Genomic DNA, 14760 nt, shown 5'->3' on the forward strand with positions numbered 1-14760 from the left:
ACGGCCCGTGCCGCCGCGGCCGAGGGCGCCGTCCTGGTGACGGGGACGGCCGCGACCACCGCGGTCCTCGACGTCGTCGCCGCGGCGCGCGAAGCGGCCCCGGACCCGGCCGTGTGGTTCCAGCTGTATCTGCACCCCCGCAGAGAGGTCACCGGAGCACTCGTCCGGCGCGCCGAGGAAGCGGGCTGCACGGCACTGGTGGTCACCGTCGACTCGCCGGTGTTCGGCCGGCACACCAGGGACCTGCGCAACGGATTCACCGACCTGCCGCCCGGCTACGCCGCGGAGAACATGCGCGGCCTGCCCGGCGCCGGACCGGGCGCGCTCACCGCCATCCCCATGTCCCCGGCGGCCCGCTGGCCGGACTTCGCCGAAGTCCTGCGCGACACCTCACTTCCCGTGCTGGTCAAGGGAGTGCTGCATCCGGACGACGCACGGCTGGCCGTCGAGCACGGTGCGGCCGGGGTGATCGTCTCCAACCACGGAGGCCGCCAGTGCGACGCGGTCCCGCCGGCCGTGGACTGTCTGCCCGCGATCACCGACGCGGTCGCGGGCCGGGTGCCGGTCCTGCTCGACGGCGGGGTGCGCCGGGGCAGCGATGTCGCGGTGGCGCTCGCGCTGGGCGCGAGTGCGGTCGGCGTCGGACGCCCCGTGGTGTGGGGCCTGGCCGCCGAGGGAGAGGCGGGAGTGCGGCGGGTCCTCGCGACACTGCGCGACGAGTACGACCACACCCTCGCCCTGTGCGGAGGGCGGCAGAACGCCGATCTGACGAAGGACATGGCCGTCCGGAGAGGCGGGACGTGGTGAGGAGGAGCGGGCCGGAAGCGGCCGCAGCGGCCACCTGGTGGCTGCCGCGCGGTGTGGTGGCACTGCGGGTGCGCATCTTCGAGAAGGTCAACGGGGACCGGGCGGTGACCCTGCCCAGCTCCACGCACGGACCGGAGGTCTTCGAGCGGGTCTATGCCCATCCGGCCGCCGACGGCCGGAGCGCGGGCGCGGGCCTGTCCGATCTGTTCTGGTACTGGCTGGCGCCGGGCCCGGAGGTGCACCAGGAGCACCTCGAACCCGGTGAGCGCTACGAGGACGTGGCCGCCACGACACGGCGCATCCTCGCCGGCAGCACGGCCGACCTCACGGCGGCGGCCGCCCGAGCCGTCGCCAGGGTGCTGGACACGGTGCCGGACACCCGGATCAGCGCCGTGCGGCTGCGGGACCTGGTGATGCCCGCGTGGGCCGAGTTCTGCTATCGGCTGGTGTTCCAGGAGCCGTGCCCGTCGCACGCCCGGGACCTGATCACCGCGCACGCCCACGACGTGATCACCTCTCTGAAGTGCACCGGACTGCGCCACCCGCGGCGCCGGGCCCGGCTGACCGCCTATCTGCACGACAGGATCACGGCCGGCGACGTACCGCACCGGCTGCCCGGGACGCTGTCGCGGCAGGAACAGGTGCACTATCTGCAGGGAACGTTCTTCAACACGGCCGTCGTGCAACTGTCCGAGGCGACGGCGCACGTCCTGCTCGCCCTGGCACGCCACCCCCAGGTGCAGCACCGCCTGGTGGCGGACCCGGAGGACGACCGGTACCTCACGCACATCCTCGACGAGACGATGCGGCTGTACCCGCTCTTCGGCATCGCGCACCGCATCACCACGGGCGAGGTCCCGCTCGACGAGGACACGGTGCTGCCGGCCGGAACCGTCGTGTGCTTCAACTACCCGGCTTACCACGCCACGGGATACGACCGGCCCGGGGAGTTCGACCCGGACCGCTGGACCGACCTGGCCTCCAAGGACGTCCACCACATCCCCTTCGGAACGGCGGCGAACCGGCCCTGTCCGGCGTGGCGGCTCTCACCTCTCGTGCTGCGCGCCGCGGTACGCGAGGTGATGAGCCGGTTCCGGCTGGACTCGACGGCCTCACACACCCGGTCCATCCCGCACGGCGCCCCCTGTCTGCTGATTCCCCGCGGCCTGCCCCCCGCCTCCCGCCGCCTCATGGTGTTACGGAGATTCGTCCGGCTGCGGGACAAGGTCGAGGACATCACCCGGGGGGTGCGCCAGCTGGTGCTCGGCACGGTCATGGTGCTGCACGCCCGCCGGCTGCGGCCGGCGACACGTTACTTCGAGGAGCGACCGGCAGGACACTGCCCGGTCGCCCGCCCGGAAGGGGAGAACAACAGATGACTGCCACGGAGCTCGGATCCGCGTTCTTCCTCGCCGTCGTGGTGATCCTGGTGGTCTGCCGGATCGTGAGCCGACTGCTGCAGCTGGTCGGTCAGCCGCCCGTCGTCGGCGAGATGCTCGCGGGCGTCGTCCTGGGCCCCTCGGTGCTCGGCGCTCTGCTCCCGGGCGTCGAGTCGGGCCTCTTCCCCCAGGAACTGCGCCCGGTCCTCTATGTGGTGGGGCAGATCGGCCTCGTCGCGTTCATGTTCTACGTGGGTTGGGAGTTCCGGGTCGACCGGTTGCGTGGTGTGGCCCGGACCGCCGGCCTGGTGTCCGCCGCCGGTGTGGTGGTACCGGTGGTGCTCGGTGTGGTGCTGATCATCACGGTCGGCGAACGGACCGGTGCCCTGGCCCCGGATGTACCACTGATGGTGTCGGCCCTGTTCGTCGGCGTCGCACTGGCGGTGACGGCGTTCCCGATGCTGGCCCGGATCATCGCCGAGCGCGGCCTGACCGGGACGAGGTTCGGACAGCTGTCGCTCGGCGCCGGCGCCGTCGACGACGCGGTCGCGTGGGTGCTGCTCGCCGGGGTGTTCAGCATCGCCGGCGGAAGCGCCGGGCTGGTGTCGGCTGCCGTCGCGGGCGGGCTCGGCCTCATCGCGGTGCTGGCGGTGGTGATACGCCTGCGGGGCCGCTCCGTGCTGCTCGCCGAACGGGCGGCGCCGGAGAACCTGTTGCTGGTGCTGGTAGGTGTGCTGTTCCTGATCGCCTGGTACACCGATGTGGTCGGGCTGTACGCGGTCTTCGGGGCGTTCAGCCTCGGCGTGGTGTTCCCCCGCTCGGTGCAACTGGACCGCACGGTGGAAACACTCAAGCCGGTGGGCACGGTGTTCCTGCCGCTCTTCTTCACCTACTCGGGACTGAACACCGACTTCACCCTGCTGGGTTCCGGGTCGGTACTGCTGTTCACGGCGGCGTGCGTGGCGGTCGCGGTCGCCGGGAAGTTCGGTGCCTGCTGGCTCGCCGCCCGCGCCGCCGGTGAGCCGCAGCAGGTCGCCCTGCGGGTCGGTGCGCTGATGAACGCCCGGGGCCTGATGCAGTTGATCGCGCTCAATCTGGGGCTGGCGGCGGGCATCGTGACGCAGGCGATGTTCAGTGCCCTGGTCGTGGTCGCCATCACCACCACCGTGATGGCGACGCCGCTGCTCGCGGTGCTCGACCGGCGGGAGCGGCCGGCACGAGCCGGTCACCCGGAGGAGACCGTCGCGGCCGGGACCCCCTGAACGGGGCCGGCCCCGCCCTCGCGTCGCGAACGAGGACGGGGCCGGCCCGGGTGCGTGAGGCCGCCGGGGAACTGCGTGGCTGTCGTGGCCGCCAGGGGTGGCGCGCGGGCTGAGGACTCACCGGTCCGGGCCGTCCGCCGCCAGCCGTCGTTTGTCCGGCTTCCCCGCCGCGGTGAGCGGCACCTGCTCGATGAGCGTCAGGCCGGTCGGTGCGCACGCCTCCCCCAGCTCCGCGGCCACCAGCGCGCGCAGGTCACCGAGGACCGGTGTGCGGCCGGTGACGGGTACGACGAAGGCGTGGACGGCCTCCCCCGTGGTGTCGTCGGGGACAGCGACGACGTGGGCCTCGGCCACCGCGGGATGGGTGGCCAGCAGTCGCTCGACAGGACCGGCGTAGTACACATCGGCGTTGACGATGACCACGTCACGCATGCGTCCCGTGAGCCACAGCCGGCCGAAGGCGTCGAGACGTCCCAGGTCGCGGGTGCGCACCCAGCCGTCGGTGAACACCTCGGCGGTGAGGGCGGGTTCCCGCCAGTAGCCGGTGCTCTGGGACGGTGTCCGGACGAAGAGTTCCCCGTCGGTCCCGGGCGGAACGGGGCGGCCCGCGGCATCCCGGATCTCCAGGGTCACGGGCGGCACTCCGAGCGAACCGGGCACGTCCTCGGGCGTGGCCATGGAGATCATGCCGGTCTCGGTCTGGCCGTACCCGTGGAAGACGACCGGGCCGAGTACGTCGGCGGCCTCCCGCAGCCGCGCCGGCGCCGGCGGCGACCCGGACACCATCAGTGCGCGCAGGCTGCTCAGGTCCACGGGCGACTCGCGCTGGCTCGCCACGAGTTTAGTCAGGCGGGCCACGGTGATGACGGAGGCGGTCGCCCGGTGACGCACGAGGGCATCGGGAAAGGCTGGAGAATCGGCGGCCACCAAGGTGCCGCCGGCGGCGAGTGCGAGCAGCCCGTACTCCATCATCACCTGGCTCGCCAGGGTGCCGAACACGAGGAACCGGTCCATTCGGCCGGCGAGTTCGCGGATGGCGGGCGGCCAGTCGTCCGGCCGCAGCACCCAGGCCGCGGTCATCGCCGCATAGGTCTGGGCACATGCCTTGGGTACGCCGGTGCTGCCGCTGGTGTGGATGAGCCGGGCGATGTCCCCCGGCCGTGCCGAGACCCGCGGCCGGGCACCGTCGTCCGCCGTCGACAGCAGCCCGTCGAGAGTGAGGACGAGCCCGGGCCGCCGGGCGCCCGGACTGCCGGCCCGGTCGGTGACGCGGACACCGACGTCCTGGAGCAGATGCTCTTGCTGCCGCTCGGTCAGGCCCGGCCGTACTCCGACGACGCGGGCACCGACCACATGGGCCGCGATGATGGCGGCGAACGCCTCCGGGCCGACGCTCAGCAGCATGGCGACGCCGTGCCCCGGTCCGACTCCGTGCTGCCGCAGGCCGTTCGCCGCCCTCCGTACCAGGCCGAGGAGCTGCGCTCCGGAAACCACCCGGCCGGCGTGCTCGAACACCGGGCGGTCGCCCGCCGCGTCGAGGAGATCGAGCAGGCCGCCGGGGAACTGCTCAGCCAAGACAGGCCCTCACGAACGCGGTGAGTGGCTGCTGGTGGACCGCCGGGATGTCCCAGTCGTTCTCCAGGTTCTCCGCCAGATGGTGGGTACCGGCCAGCACTCCGTCGCGGTAGTGGCGGACGACGGGATGGAGGTAGACGGAATCCATGGCGTGGTCGACGTCGTTCTCCACGACACGCGGGACAGTGACGTCGAACGGGTCGACGTGGTCGTGGTTCGGCCCGTACTCCAGATCGACGACGAACCGGTGTGCGGCGGGGCCGAGGCCACCGTCGGTGACGTAGTCGAGCGGTACCTCCTCCTGGTAGAGGGCCTGGCCGCCGTCCACACCGACCACATCGCCGAGGAATCCGAACTGCTGCCAGAGAGCGGACGAGCGGTTGACGCGGGCGACGACGGCGTCGGCGATCGCTTCCGGCGCCGCGGTCAGCGGCTGGGCCGGCCAGGGTGTGCCGTGGTAGCGGGAGCCGAGTATGCGGTGCAGGGCACGCACCCCGTAGCGGTAGCCGTGGATGAACCCGTTGGTGCATTTCTTGAAGTCCCGCTGCTGGGTCAGCGTCCCGGCGAAGTAGAGGTCAGGTACGTTCACCGACTCGAAGGCAGAGGTCTGTTCGGGGAACCGGTCGTCGATGGCGAGCGCGGGGCGGCACGTCTCGTCGAAGACGGTGGCGTCGAAGCGGAAGCCGGTGCACACGATGATCCGGTCGTAGTGGAGTTCGCGGAGCCGTTCCGTGGTCCGGGCGTATCGGAACATCACCCGGAACCCTCCGGCGGTGCTCTTCTCGACGCTCTCCACCGTGCCGTCGATGACCGCGTTCTGCGACTTGAGCTGGTAACTGTCCAGAAAGTTGTTGTTGACCGCGCGCAGATGCCCGACGAAGTGGGTCTTCCAGGCCATCTTGACCGAGTGCGGGCCGGCTACGTGGATGACCGCGGCCTTCTCCATGAGGGCGTCGGCCGTCTCGAACGCGGAATTGCCCTTGCCGATGACCAGGACCCGCTGATTGGTGAAGGACGCCGGGTCGGGGTCGAAGGTGTCGTAGCGTTCGGCGAGTTCGATGCCGGGGACGGGTGGCACATTGAGCCGGGAGACACCGGTCGCCACGACGAGCCGCCGGGCCCGCCATGTCCGTCCGGTGCGGTCCAGGACGGTGAAGACTCCGTCCGCGCGGGAGATCCGGACAGCCTCCGTGCCGTATTCGACGCGGACGCCGGTGCGCTCCGCGAAGTCGGCCAGATAGCGCACGAAGTCGTCCGCGTGCGGAAAATAGCGCTCGCTGTACTGAGGGAAGAGGAGCTTCGGGTCGTCGCTGAGCAGCGAGTTCCAGTCCATGCGGAGATTGAGTTCCGGGTCGGTGTAGCCGGTGTTCACCTTGTTGACCGATATCAGCTTCCGGTGCCGGGGATACGTGGTGAAGAACGCCCCCGGTACGCTCCCCCGCTCCAGGACGACGTAGTCGCGTCCCTCGCGTTCCAGCGAAGCAGCAAGCTGAAGTCCGGCCGGACCGGCCCCGATGATCAAGTATTCGCGCACCATGGGCGGGACGCTAGCGGCGCGAAATCAGAGGGCTCTGAGATTGGAGGCTGCCGCTGCCGAGGACGCGGGGACGTCCGGGGCCGGCCGGGGGCCCAAGGCCGCGCGGCCGGCGCTCTCCGGCGCGACCTTCATGCGTTGCGGGGAAGGTGAACCCTTTTGCCCATGGCGCAAAAGCGCAGATGTCGTGGCCCCTGGTCACCGGGCACCCACCCGCAGAGGTGAGGCCGGCTCCCGTTCCGGTGCATCCCTCGGATACGAGAACCGTCTTCCGTGGCACGGGGCGCGCCTCGGAGCATGGGCATTGCCGGTAGCGTGATCGCCTGCCGCATGGAGTGTCCATGCGGCAGGCCGGCCCGTGCAGGGGTGCCCGGTGGCGAGCGAGGGGACCGTGATGAGCGAACTGACGAAGCCCGGAATCGAGCTTCCGGAGGGTGACGCGCCCACCGAGCTGACGATCCGGGACCTCGTGGTCGGGGACGGACCCGAGGCGCAGCCGGGCAGGGTCGTCCAGGTTCACTACGTAGGGGTCACGTTCGCGTCCGGAAGGGAGTCCGACTCCTCCTGGGAGCGGGGCCGGCCGTTCAAGTTCGCCGTGGGCGGTGGCAGGGTCATCAAGGGCTGGGACCGGGGAGTGAGGGGGATGAAGGTCGGCGGCCGGCGCGAGATCATCGTTCCCCCACGTCTCGGTTACGGCAAGCAGTCACCCTCTCCGTTGATCCCGGCGGGCTCGACACTGGTCTTCGTCGTGGACCTGCTCACGGTCGTGGGCGGGCCCGCCGGAACGAGTCCCGGGCCGACCGGCTCGGGCTGAATCCGGCACTCCAGGAGGGGCCTCTGAGCGACGTCACAGCCGAGGGACACTCCCTGCTTGCCGGCGCGAGCGGCAATCCGGTCCGGCTGCCGGACCCGGAGGCCGGCCGAATCGCCATCACCCTCCGAGAGCACTCCGGCTCCGTGGACCGAACTGCTCCGGGAACCGTCTCAGCGGCACCGGTGCCCGGTTCCGCGACGTCCGCCTTCATCGCAGCCCACCTGGCAGGTCAGCGCGGCGCAGGTCGGTTCGCAGCCAGCGGGCGTCGAACCTGCCGTCAGGTGCCGCACAGCCATGTGGCGACCGTCCCCCTCACTTGGTGCGGCCGGGCTCCCCCTTTGCAGTCCCACCGAAGCGACGCACTGTCCGAAGAAGCTCAACCGCACCTGCCGGTCCGCATTGTCGACGTTCGTGTCCACCGGACTCCGTCAAGGCGTCCTCGGACTACTGAGGTTGAACTCGGGATGTCGTGCTGCTGGTCAGGCGGGTCGGATGGTCAGGCCGGTCCCGGTGAGACAGCCGTCTATGAGGTGGCTGCGGTACTGGATGTGCCGCAGGCCGCGCCGGACGGTCCGGACGAGGTGTTCCGGGGTGCTGAAGGCTACGTTCGAGAGCCAGCCGCGCCGTAGGAGTGACCAGATGCCTTCGAGGAGGTTGAGGTCGGGTGCGTAGGGCGGCAGGTAGTGGATGGTCAGCCCGTCACGGGATTCGACAAACTCCCGCGGACCTGCGGCTTTGTGGACGTTGAGGTTGCCCCGGATGAGAACGATGGGGCCGTCGAAACCGGTGTCCGTGGCCGGCGCCGTACCCGGAGATGCCGACGGCACGGCAGCCGTGGCCGCTCCGTCCGGGCAGGCGTCGGCGCCCGTCGGACGGTGGGCCGGATGCCGGGGTGGGCGAGTACGCGAAGGGCCCCGGCGCTTTCGCGCCGGGGTCCTGATGAGCGGGGTGCGCCGATCCGGAACGGCGCACCGCCGGCTGGGTTTCGGCGGTCCGCCGTCCTTCTCTAGACGAGCGTCATAGCGTAGATCTCGACGCGGGAGTCGTCCGGCAGCGAGACCGAACGGACCGTCTTGCCCCCATCGAGCTCGGCGGCCGTACCGAAGAGCCGGATGGACGGCCCGTCGACACCGCTGCCCCGCTTGATGCGGTGCGGCATGTCGAGGAGGACCGTGCTGCCGTTCGGCGCGGAGCCCGCCCAGTCGCCGAAGGTCACCGGTGCCTCCGTGCTGCTGCCGTCCGTGTAGTGCACGGTCAGTGTGGTGGTCACAGGACCGTTGTGCGCCGATCCGACCAGCCGCAGCGCACTGTGCTGTCCGGCGGGCAGCAGGAGGGCCTGCCCGCTTGCTTCGAGGAAGTTGCTCGCCGTGCCGGTGGGGTCCGGCGCGTCGTACGTCACCCCGTCCCAGGTGACCGGCCCCGCCTTGGGCAGCAGGTCGCCGTCATAGCTCCAGCCATGCCCGTCGAAGTCGCCCTCGTCGGAGTTCGCCACCGTGGCCGTGCCGTCGTGGCCGAGGTCTGCGCGCAGGTCCACTGCGCACTGTCCGTTCGCCTCACTCGCGCAGGTCGTGGCGGCTCCCACCGTGACGGTGGCCTTGCGGGTGACCGAGTTCGTCCCTCGGCCCGCGACCTTCACCTCCACCGGGTAGGACCCGGCCGCGACGCCCGGGGGCACGGTGATGTCGAGCGACACCTTCTTCTGGACCGGGAGGTGACCGGAATCGATCACCAGTGGTGAACGCTGTGCCGTCGTGGCCTTCCAGCCGCTGGGCACCTTCGCCGTGACCGACACGTTCAGCTTGCCGGGAGCCTGCCCGAGGACGTCCAGCGTGAACTTCGCGGTCTGTGCGGCGTCACCCGTGGGGACGACCGCCGAGGCGGGACGCAGCGACGCGTCGACGTGCTTGCGGCTGTCGGGGGATGCCTGGTTGACGGAAGGCGGCTGGGCGCCCTCGCCCGTGCCCCAGGAGGAGGGGGAGGTCCCGAGCCGGTGGGCAAGGGTTCCGCCGTGCGCGAGCTTGTTCCAGCTCAGCCAGGTCCGGGGTACGTCCCGGCCGTTCAGGGCCACGCTCTGCACGTACCGCTTCGTGTCGCTCGCTCCGGGTGCTTCGATCGTCAGCGTGCCGCCCTGGCCCTTGGTGCCGGACGCCTTGGGATAGCTGCCGATCCGGACGGTCACCGATTCGAACTGCGGGCTGGACACGGCCAGGAAGTCGCCGCCGCTCATCGTCGGGTAGAGGCCGAGGGAGGAGAAGACGTACCAGGCCGACATGGTGCCCAGGTCGTCGTTGCCCGTCATCCCGTCCGGCCCGTTGGTGAACAGCGTCATCGCCGCACGCACCACGGTCGCGGTCTTCGCCGGGGCGCCGACCCAGTTGTACATGTACGGGGCGTGCAGGTCCGGCTCGTTGTTCGGGTTGTACGTCGGCTTGCCGTAGTAGTCGTACGGCTGCGAGATCCAGTCGTTCCGGGCGGTGCCCGCCGGGTCGGTGAGCAGCTTGTCGTGGACGAAGAAGGAGTCGAGCCGCTTCTCGGTGGCGCTCCGGCCGCCCATCAGGCTGACGAGACCGGCCGGGTCCTGCGGTACCAGCCACTGGTACTGGTACGCGCCGCCCTCGTGGAACTGGTGCGCCGCCTCGACCGGGTCGTAGGGCGTGAGCCAGGTGCCGTCAGCCGTCCGCGGCCGGAACTGCTGGATCGAGGAGTCCCACAGGTTGCGGTACCACTGGCCGCGCGCGGCGAACATCCTGGCGTCCGACTTGTGTCCGAGCCGGTCGGCCATCAGCGCGAGCGACGCATCGGCGGCGGAGTACTCCATCGTCGCCGACGCCGGGTGCTTGCAGTCGTTGTCGCCGCCCTTGTCCGCGCAGTCCTTGCCGAGCTCGAGACCTGACGGGATGTAGCCGCGCTCGGTGTAGTGGTCCGATCCCGAGCGTCCGTTGTACGGCGAGTCGGCGGGCGGGGTGCTGGTCGCGTTCTTCTTCAGCAACGCGTAGGTCTCTGCCTCGTGTCCGGCGAGCAGACCCTTCGACCAGGCCTCTACGAGGAAGGGCGTGACCGGGTCACCGGTCATGATGTTGGTCTCGCTGTTGGCGAGCGCCCAGCGGGGCAGCCAGCCGCCGTCCCGGCCGGCCGCGACGACCGACAGCGCGACGTCCCGGGCGACCTTCGGCTCCAGCATCTGCAGAAGCTGGTTCTGCGGCCGGTAGGTGTCCCAGAGCGAGAAGTTCTGATATGGCGTGTAGTCCTTCGCCGTGTGCGTCTTGTTGTCGAACCCCTGGTACATGCCGTCGACGTCACCGGCGAGGTTCGGGTGCAACTGGCTGTGGTAGAGCGCGGTGTAGAAGGCCTTCTGCCGGTCCGCCGCGCCTCCGCCGACCCGGATGGAATCCAGCTGCTTCTTCCAGGTGTCCTGCAACGCCGCACGCGTGGCGTCGAAGTCGAAGGATTCCTCGGTCTCCGCGGCCAGGTTCTTACGGGCGCCCTCCACACCGGTGTAGGACAGCCCCACCTTCAGGACGGCGTCCCGGTCGGTGGTCGCGTCGAAGGTCACCCAGGCGCCGTTCCGGCCGTCTCCCTCCGCGTCGCGGGTGCCGGGTTCGGGGTCCGCGCCGTCCCACGTGCCGTAGGCCTTGAAGGGCCGGTCGAAGGTGGCGCTGAAATACACCGTGTGCTCGTCGTGGCCGGCACAGAAGCCCCCGGCGTGCACCCGGCCCTCGATGGTGCGGTCACCGACGACGTGCACCTCGGAGTCCAGCACGGACTGGTTGGCCTTGCCCGTGTTGAACAGGACGTTGGCCGAACCGGTGGAGGGGAAGGTGTAGCGCTGCCACCCGGTGCGCTCGGTGGCGGTGAGTTCCGCGTCGACGTCGTACTTCTTCAGCCCCACCCGGTAGTAGCCGGGACCGGCCTGCTCGTCGTCGTGGCTGTACGGGGAGCGGTAGGTGTTCGGGTCCACGGAGTCGACCGCACCCGTGGTCGGCATGATGGGCAGCTCGCCCATGACGCCGCAGCCGACACCGGACAGGTGCGTCTGGCTGAATCCGTAGATCGAGTCCTGCTTGTAGTCGTAGCCGCCCTGGCCGCCGGTGTCCGGGCTGACCTGGACCATGCCGAACGGCGCGCTCGCCCCGGGGAAGGTGTTGCCGAAGTTCTGGGTTCCGACGAACGGATTGACCAGATCGATCGGTTCCGCGCCCGCGGCGGCGGCGGCGGGCTCGGCAATGCCGGCCACTCCACCACTCACGAGTACGGCGGCCATCAGACCGGCTGTCATACCGGAAGCACGGGGACGGAACGGTCTGAAAGCAAACCGCATGGGGTATTTCCCTTCGAGTCCTGCTTAACTGACAACGTTGTCACTCTGTTCGTTCGCACCATAATCCCCGGCCGCCCTGGATGTCACTGGGTGAGCGGGGCAAATTCTGACGCGCTGCATCGATTCTCCGGAGTGGGGCGTCGACAAGCGACCTGCCTGCCCTGGCGCGCGGCCTGCGGGGCGGATGCGCCACCCAACGGCACACGGAGAGGGGCCCAAGCCCTCGCGGCCGGAGAGGAACCGCGCGACGGCTTGGGCCGAGACCTCGTCGGGTACGTCGAGGTACAGGGTGGGATGGAATCCCCAGGCCCGGAGCGCCAACCGGTAGCCGCTGGCGAGCGGAACAATCATGTGACACCCGAGATCCGGCTCCGCCGCCTGCTGAACGCGCATCCGAGCCAGGTCGGCGGAAAACGGAGTGGGGTTGAGCAGCTGCCGCTGCCAGGTCCGTCTGATCAGGTGCGCCGTACAGCCGGATGTGGCACTGCCCGCACAGGGCGGTCTTCGTCAGGAGATACTCACGATTCGAGTTGCGTGTCCAAGGCACCGTTCGGTGGAGTATCACCTTCTCCAACGCTTCGTGGGTCGCTCGGTCCCACAGCCCCTCACAGGGCCTTACGGGATTCCCCTCCCTGCCGAGCACCGGCTTGTACTGGTGCATCAGGTAGCCATGTGGCTTCCCGCAGGTCGACCCGATCTTCGTTCAGGACGAAGAGGTCGTGGGTTCGAATCTTCCGCGTGGACCGTCAGTGCACGGTGTCGGGCCGGGCTCGCTGATCGGCTGTCAGCTCCAGGTCCAGGGCGGCCAGGTTCTCCTCCAGTTGCGCCAGGGACGACGCCCCGGCCAGCGGGATGACCGGCAGCTCGCCGCCGATCTGCCAGGAGAGGACGACCTGGTTGACGGTGGCGCCGGTCTCCCGGGCGACGGAACGCAGCTCCTCGAGCCGGGCCGGGGTGCCCGGGTGGTCGTAGTCCGGCGGCAGCGGCTTGTCCTCGCGTACGTACGCACCGGGGAGCAGCGGGGAGTAGGCGACGAGGGTCAGGGTGGGATCTGCCCGCAGGTAGCCGAACGATTCGGGGCCGGCGTGGCCGAGGCTGCCGTCCGGGAAGAGGTCGCTCGGCACGTCGAACCGGGGGGCGCAGGTGGCTGTGCTGGTACTGGAGCACCTCGTATCCGGGCAGCCCGGCCGCGGCGGCCGGCGCCCGGGCCCGTTCCACCCGCCACATCGCCTGGTTGCTGGCCCCGAGGAGTCCGGCCGTACCCTCCACGGCCGAGGCGCCGAAACCCTCGACGGTCTCCTGCTGCGGTACGCAATGGTCGTCGATATGTGCGTACAGCAGGGCCAGCTTGTCGACACCCAGCCGTTCCCGGCCGGCCTCGGACGCTTCGCGGATCACCTTGGCCGACAGACCCTCCGGGTTGTCGACGAAGCCGGTACCGGGAGCCAGGGGACGGGCACCGAGCCTGGTGGCGATGACGATCTCGTCACCGACGCCCCGGCTGCGCCGCCACCGGCCCAGGACGTTCTCGCTGTGACCGCCCTGTCTCCCGTCGGTCCAGAAGGCGTGGTTGTCGGACGTGTCGATGAAGTTCCCGCCCGCTTCGACGTAGCGGTCGAGAAGGGCGAAAGAGGTCTTCTCGTCGGTGAGCGAACCGAACAGCATCGCGCCGAGCGCGAGCACGCTCACCTCACGCCGGTGGGCGGGGTCGGTGCCTATGGTGCGGTATTCCATGGTTGTCCTCCCCTTCGGTCCGGTGGTCCGGGCTCGATGGGGAGTCTGCGTGGTGAAGTGCGCTCCAGGTCAAGCGTTCCGGGGCTTTCCGGGGGCGAAGTCCCCGGGCGCCCCGGCGGCGGACGTCAGCCCGCTGCCGGCAATGGCCTGACCAAGGTCAGGCCCAGGCATCGCCGGTCGGCACGCGTTCGATGCGGATGATGCCGAGTTCCTCGCGGATGACATCCTCCCCAGGCGCACATCGCCGCGCAGCACTGCTCATCCAGCCCCGCCCGGAGCCGGGCCTCTCTCACTTGGTGCGGCCGGACATCACTCCTCCAGTGACGGCAGACGCAGCCCTACCCGAAAAATGACAGGCGGACCTGACGGTTTGCATTGTCGCGATTCGTGTCCACCAGGCAGACGGACTGCCAGGTCCCCAGTTCCAGCCTCCCTCCGATCACCGGCAAGGTGGCGTGCGGGGGGACCAGGGCCGGGAGTACGTGGTCGCGGCCGTGGCCCGGGGTCCCGTGGCGGTGGCGCCAGCGGTCGTCGGCGGGGAGCAGGGTCTGCAGGGCGGTGAGGAGGTCGTCGTCGCTGCCGGCTCCGGTTTCCAGGACGGCGATCCCGGCGGTCGCGTGAGGGACGAAGACATTGAGCAGGCCGTCTCCGCCGGGAGCGACCCGGCCGAGGAACTGTTCACAGTCCGCTGTCAGGTCCGTGACCGTCTCGGTCCGTCCGGTGGTGACGCTCAGCAGATGCGTGGTGAAGGAGGACATGAGCCCATTCTGTCGCGGGCAGGAGAGATCGCGCGTCCGGGAAGACGCAGGAGCTGGATCCGGTTGGTAGAAACGTGAACAACTTCGGGATCCGTGAGCTGGACGTGGTCGTCATCGGTGCCGGACAGGCCGGGCTGTCCGCCGCCTATCACCTGCGGCGGGCCGGCCTCGAGCCCCACCGGGACTTCGTCGTGCTCGATCACGCACCCCGGCCCGGCGGCGCGTGGCAGTTCCGCTGGCCGTCGCTCACCTACGGCAAGGTGCACGGCATGCACTCCCTGCCCGGCATGGAGCTGACGGACGCCGACGACAGCCGCCCGTCGTCCGAGGTGATCGGTGCGTACTTCGACGCGTACGAGCACCGCCTCGGTCTGCGGGTGCACCGTCCGGTCGAGGTGAGCACCGTGCGCGAGGGCGAGAGCGGCCGGCTGCTCGTCGAGTCCTCCGAGGGTACGTACGCCACGCGTGCGTTGATCAACGCCACCGGCACCTGGGACCGGCCGTTCTGGCCGCGCTGTCCGGGTCAGGAGACGTTCCGGGGGCGGCAGTTGCACACCGTGGACTATCCGGGGCCGGCGG

At 70.2% G+C, this 14760-nt stretch carries 9 protein-coding genes and 2 pseudogenes; 5 read left to right on the top strand and 6 right to left on the bottom strand.

Translation table 11 applies throughout. The features are described from left to right. From VN520_RS17650 to VN520_RS17660, 3 genes are all read left to right on the top strand, one after another. Window positions 1-807: alpha-hydroxy acid oxidase (locus VN520_RS17650; RefSeq protein WP_325747888.1), on the top strand; the 807-nt coding region annotated here is incomplete at its 5' end. Continuing rightward, complete coding sequence (locus VN520_RS17655) at window positions 804-2186, top strand: cytochrome P450 (RefSeq protein WP_414719875.1); 1383 nt, start codon at window positions 804-806, stop codon at window positions 2184-2186. The genes VN520_RS17650 and VN520_RS17655, both read left to right, overlap by 4 nt. Next, window positions 2183-3448, top strand: a complete 1266-nt coding sequence (locus VN520_RS17660) for a cation:proton antiporter (RefSeq protein WP_325747890.1) — start codon at window positions 2183-2185, stop codon at window positions 3446-3448. The genes VN520_RS17655 and VN520_RS17660 overlap by 4 nt, the downstream gene beginning before the upstream one ends. 117 nt (window positions 3449-3565) lie before the next feature. Here VN520_RS17660 and VN520_RS17665 read toward each other — a convergent pair whose 3' ends face one another. Continuing rightward, window positions 3566-5023 carry a fatty acid--CoA ligase family protein gene (locus tag VN520_RS17665; protein ID WP_325747891.1) on the bottom strand — a complete coding sequence of 486 codons (1458 nt, stop codon included), beginning with the start codon at window positions 5021-5023 and terminating at the stop codon, window positions 3566-3568. Further along, window positions 5016-6560 carry an FAD-dependent oxidoreductase gene (locus VN520_RS17670; RefSeq protein WP_325747892.1) on the bottom strand — a complete coding sequence of 515 codons (1545 nt, stop codon included), beginning with the start codon at window positions 6558-6560 and terminating at the stop codon, window positions 5016-5018. Before VN520_RS17670 ends, VN520_RS17665 begins: the two co-directional genes overlap by 8 nt. A 391-nt stretch (window positions 6561-6951) precedes the next feature. Here VN520_RS17670 and VN520_RS17675 point away from each other — a divergent pair, with 391 nt between their 5' ends. Next, window positions 6952-7371: an FKBP-type peptidyl-prolyl cis-trans isomerase gene (locus VN520_RS17675; protein ID WP_325747893.1), complete on the top strand. Its 420-nt coding sequence runs from the start codon at window positions 6952-6954 to the stop codon at window positions 7369-7371. Window positions 7372-7850: 479 nt separating this feature from the next. Here VN520_RS17675 and VN520_RS17680 read toward each other — a convergent pair. The 4 genes and pseudogenes from VN520_RS17680 to VN520_RS17695 all read right to left on the bottom strand — a co-directional run. After that, window positions 7851-8150, bottom strand: a pseudogene (locus tag VN520_RS17680) (transposase); the annotation flags it as partial. Window positions 8151-8377: 227 nt separating this feature from the next. Continuing rightward, window positions 8378-11632 carry a GH92 family glycosyl hydrolase gene (locus VN520_RS17685; RefSeq protein WP_325747894.1) on the bottom strand — a complete coding sequence of 1085 codons (3255 nt, stop codon included), beginning with the start codon at window positions 11630-11632 and terminating at the stop codon, window positions 8378-8380. A gap of 803 nt (window positions 11633-12435) precedes the next feature. After that, window positions 12436-13423, bottom strand: a pseudogene (locus VN520_RS17690) (aldo/keto reductase). Window positions 13424-13761: 338 nt separating this feature from the next. Then, entirely contained in the window at window positions 13762-14181 is a 420-nt protein-coding gene (locus VN520_RS17695) for a YjbQ family protein (RefSeq protein WP_325747895.1), read from the bottom strand. Between the two features lie 74 nt (window positions 14182-14255). Between VN520_RS17695 and VN520_RS17700 the strand changes: the two genes are divergently transcribed. Then, on the top strand, window positions 14256-14760 hold a 505-nt coding region (locus VN520_RS17700), incomplete at its 3' end, for an FAD-dependent oxidoreductase (protein WP_325747896.1).

It is taken from the genome of Streptomyces sp., assembly GCF_035563135.1.
Classification (GTDB): domain Bacteria; phylum Actinomycetota; class Actinomycetes; order Streptomycetales; family Streptomycetaceae; genus Streptomyces.